Annotated in this window: 5 protein-coding genes; all 5 read left to right on the top strand. The window is 58.1% G+C overall.

The genetic code is table 11. From position 1 onward, the window contains the following. Positions 1-129 precede the first annotated feature (129 nt). Positions 130-1,014, top strand: a complete 885-nt coding sequence (locus BN871_RS29150; protein ID WP_232313111.1) for an extracellular solute-binding protein — start codon at positions 130-132, stop codon at positions 1,012-1,014. Further along, positions 947-1,747 (top strand): hypothetical protein, encoded by an 801-nt coding sequence (locus BN871_RS29145; protein WP_232313109.1) that lies wholly within the window; start codon positions 947-949, stop codon positions 1,745-1,747. Before BN871_RS29150 ends, BN871_RS29145 begins: the two co-directional genes overlap by 68 nt. 168 nt (positions 1,748-1,915) lie before the next feature. Next, complete coding sequence (locus tag BN871_RS15995; RefSeq protein ID WP_232313107.1) at positions 1,916-3,055, top strand: substrate-binding domain-containing protein; 1,140 nt, start codon at positions 1,916-1,918, stop codon at positions 3,053-3,055. Positions 3,056-3,279: 224 nt separating this feature from the next. Continuing rightward, positions 3,280-3,828, top strand: coding sequence for an RNA polymerase sigma factor (locus BN871_RS15990; RefSeq protein WP_048747286.1), 549 nt, complete (start codon positions 3,280-3,282; stop codon positions 3,826-3,828). Further along, a partial coding sequence (locus BN871_RS15985; RefSeq protein ID WP_198158055.1) for an anti-sigma factor occupies positions 3,825-4,160 on the top strand: 336 nt, incomplete at its 3' end. The genes BN871_RS15990 and BN871_RS15985, both read left to right, overlap by 4 nt.

Here is a 4,160-nt window from a genome sequence, read left to right as displayed (position 1 = left end):
CCTCGCTGCCTCTGCTGATTCTTTATCCGTTATTGTCAAAATTTTTTGAAAAAGGCATTCTCTCGGCGCGATCAAAGGCTAGACGGCAGACAGGCAAGTCTGCCCTATAATGCGACAGGGGGAATAGACGTGAAAAACGCATGGGTGAAACAGGGATTGGTCGGAGGGCTCGCCGTGGCGATTCTGGCCGGCTGTCAGTCGGGCGGCGGCGATTCCGCGGGGAGCGGGGATAGCGGAAGCGGGGGCAAGGAAGGCAAAATTACGCTCAAAATGGCGCGGGACAGCTTCACGGACGTCCATCCGGCTTCGAAGGACCTGTGGATGTGGAAGAAATACGAGGAAAAGACCGGCATCCATATCGAGTGGGAAGAGATTCCGGGCGAGAGCTCGGCGGAGCGCAAAAACGTCATGCTCGCCTCCGGCAAGCTTCCGGACGCGTTCTACCAGACCGGCTTCAGCAGCTCCGAGCTCGTCAAGTACGGGGAGCAGGGCTTGTTCCTTCCGCTGGAGGACCTCATCGAGCAGCATGCTCCCAATCTAAAGCAATGGTTCGAGAAAAATCCGGAGGTCAAGAAGGCGATCACGATGCCGGACGGCCATATTTATTCCTTGCCGTACATCGATACGGCCCTTCCGTACCGGTCCATACGGCTCTACATCAACAAGACCTGGCTGGACAATCTCGGCTTGCAGGTGCCCAAGACGACGGATGAGCTGCAGGCGGCTCTCAAGGCGTTCAAGGAGAAGGACGCCAACGGCAACGGGGATCCGAACGACGAGATGGGCTGGGTCATGCCGACGGGCTTTATCAACGGCATGTTCGAGCGGCAGCTGTACGGCAGCTTCGGCATGGGGAACGGAGGCGTACAAGGGGGCGGCAAGCTGGATCTACAAGGATTCGGACGGCGAGGTCAAGCTCATCTTCAACGATCCGAAGTACAAGGAGGTGCTGCAGTACCTGAATGGACTGTTCAAGGACGGCACGCTGCCGCAGCTCAACTATTCCGGCTATGAATACGCCCAGTGGGCGGCCGACGGCTCGGCCGGCAAGGTCGGGGCCTTCTCCTGGGGAGATCCGCATTATATCGGCACGATCGGAGCCAAGGACTATATCGGCATCAACGTGCTGGCCGGGCCGCATGGGGACAAGGTCGTGAACTGGATGGATCCGATGACCCGGCAGACGTCCTCGTTCACAATCACCAAGTCCAACAAGCATCCGGAGGAAACGATGGAGTGGGTCGATTATTTCTACGGCGAGGAAGGAAGCAAGTTCGGCTACTTCGGCATCGAGGGAGAAACGTACACGATGGTGGACGGCAAGCCCCAGTACAGCGAAGAAATCCGCACTTACAAGGGCGGCGTCCAGCTTGGAGCGTTCCAATACGTAGACAACGTATATGGAGGCGGCTACCCGTACGCGGAGCCTGATATGGAGCTTCGTTCCGCCGTGAAGGGCAAGACGGTGGACGAGGACTTCAAGACGAATGCGGCGGAGCTCGAGCAGTTCCTGCCGGAGGAAGTGTGGCCCGAATTTTCCCCTACTGCGGAGGAAGCCAAAAAGCAGGCGGCCATCTTGACCGACATCAACAAGTACATCCAGCAGATGAGGGTGAAATTCGTCACGGGCCAGGCCGACTTTGGCAGCGGCTGGGATGAGTATGTCGCGACTTTGGACAAAATGGGCGCCCAGGATTATTTGGCGATCAAGAAAGGCCAGTATGAACGCTATCAAAGCGTGAAGTAGCTGAGCAGGCAGACAAGCGGCGGAGCCGGGTCCGGACGCCGCCTCCTTCCGGGGGCGGAGCGGCTCCGGCTCGTAGCCGGTTGAGCTGTTTTCATGTACAATGAAATCACGACAACGGGCTTCGCCGGCAGCGGCACAACCCGGTGCTTCAAGGGCAGGATGTGAATAATGTCAGTGAGCAAATCCCAGAAACCGCTCTATTCCGTCATCAAGGATGAGCTGCAGTCCAAAATCGATCAGGGAGACTATCAGCCGGATCAGCAGCTGCCGACCGAGAACGAGCTTTCGTCCCTGTACAGCGTCAGCCGGATCACGACCCGCAGAGCGCTGGAGGAGCTGGAACGGGAAGGCTACATCTACCGGATTCAAGGCAGCGGCAGCTTCGTGAAGAGGGCGGAGGCGGCGCCGGAGCGCCAGACGCCGGCTCCGCTTTCATTTGCGGAAGTGGAGCCGGGCCCGATCATTTCCATGATTCTGCCTCATCTCGATGAAGGAGCCATGGTCGGTTATATTCGCGGAGCCTCCGATTACCTCAACCGGCTCGGCTATCACCTCAGCGTGCATACGAGCAACAGCGATCCGGCGCTGGAAGAAGAGCTGCTGGAATCGATGCCGGGCCGGGGCAGCTCGGCCGTCATCCTGTATCCGCTCAACGACTCCTGCAGCTTCGAGCGGCTCAACCGGCTGTACCTGATGGATTTTCCGATCGTGACCATCGACAAGGAGATGCCCGGCATGCCGATTCCCTCTGTCGTCTCCGACAATTTCGGAGGCGTGTACGAGGCGGTATCCCGGCTGATCGATCTGGGCCATCGGCGCATCGCCTTCTTCAGCAATGCGGCCATCGAGTCGGTCTCCTCGGTGCGCAGCCGCTACTTCGGGTACTGCAAGGCCATGAAGGACCGCGGGGTTCCCATCCTTCCCGAGCTGGTCCGGCTCGGCGCGAGCAAGGAGCTGAAGGCAGCCGGAAAAACCGCCTTTTTCAGCGGGCTGCTGAACGGCTACCGGGAGAACGGCATTACGGCCGTGCAGGTGGAGAACGACCTCATCGCGGTCCAGCTTCTGCTCTATGCCCAGCAGCTGGACATGCGGATTCCCGACGATCTGTCCATCTTCGGGTTCGACAACAATCCGATCTGCGAGATGCTGCATATTCCGGTGGCGACAGTCGGGCAGAATTACGACGAGATCGGCCGAACGGCGGCGGAACTGCTCATCCGAAGGCTGCGGCAGGGTCAGGCCGGCACCGGGCAGCATGTCGTTCCGGTCAGCCTGATCGAAAGGAAATCGGTCCATCGTCTTGCCTGAAAGCGGCTGCAATTCCGCTCTTCCGGCCGTTCCCAATGACTCCCGCTCCCGGCGTCTATACGCCGGGAGTTTTTTTTTGCTATTGTTGGGTGGTAAATGCCTGCTTCATTTTCATTCGCGGCATTATTTACCATAACTAACTTTTTTTATATTACTTATGCTTGCCCTGCAACCTTTCGCGCCAGGCGCGCGTCAGTACGGGTGCAAGAGAGGGGGGAACCTTCGTGGTAGAGCCTGGTCTCATACGAGCCGCTCAACAGGGCGATCGCGACGCTCTCGTGTCCCTATTGCGCGAAATAGAAAATCACGTATATCGGACGGCCTATTATATACTGGGCAACGAGCAGGACGCGCTGGACGCTTCCCAGGAAGCGCTCATTCGCATTTATACCAAAATTACTTCCTACGAGGAAAAAGCACAGTTCAAGACATGGGTGCAGAGAATCGTCACGAACATCTGCATCGACAAGTTCCGGCGCACCAAGCCCGTCGTGTCCATCGAAGAGCATGATATGGTCTTCCGGGAGAAGCAGGACGTGGAAGAGGAAGTATTGTCCGCCTATGCGGCCAAAGATATTCGAGAAGCAATCGACAAGCTTCCGGATCACCACAGAGCCGTTGTCGTGCTCCGTTATTTGCAGGACTTCTCGTACAACGAAATCGCGGATTCCCTCGATCTTCCGCTGAATACGGTGAAATCCTATTTATTCCGGGCCAGGCAACAGCTTCAGACGCTGCTGCATGACTATCAGAAAGGTGGTGTCCGAGGATGACTTGTCAAGAGGTGGTAGAGGTTATGAATCGATATTTGGACGGCGATCTTGACGAGCATGAACGCGTGCTCTTGATGGAGCATCTCAAGAACTGCCCGGACGACCAGGAGCTGTTCGAGCGCCTTCAGAGGCTCTCCGAAGAGCTCGAGGAACTGCCCAAGGTCACGCCGCCCTTCAGTCTGGTGGATTCCATCCTGCCGCAGCTGGCCGAGATCGACGCGCTGCGGGATGCCAAGGCAGCCCAGGCGGCGGTCATGGACGAGGAGTGGACTCAGGCGGAGGAAGCCGCTGCCGCTGAAGGCGGCTCGCTCGGCTCGCGCCGGGCTTCGCGG

The sequence above is a fragment of the Paenibacillus sp. P22 genome, from assembly GCF_000469945.2.
GTDB classification, from domain to species: Bacteria; Bacillota; Bacilli; order Paenibacillales; family Paenibacillaceae; genus Paenibacillus_O; species Paenibacillus_O humicus.
The sequence above is the reverse complement of the archived record's forward strand: the minus strand, read 5'-3'. Positions and strand labels throughout refer to the sequence as shown.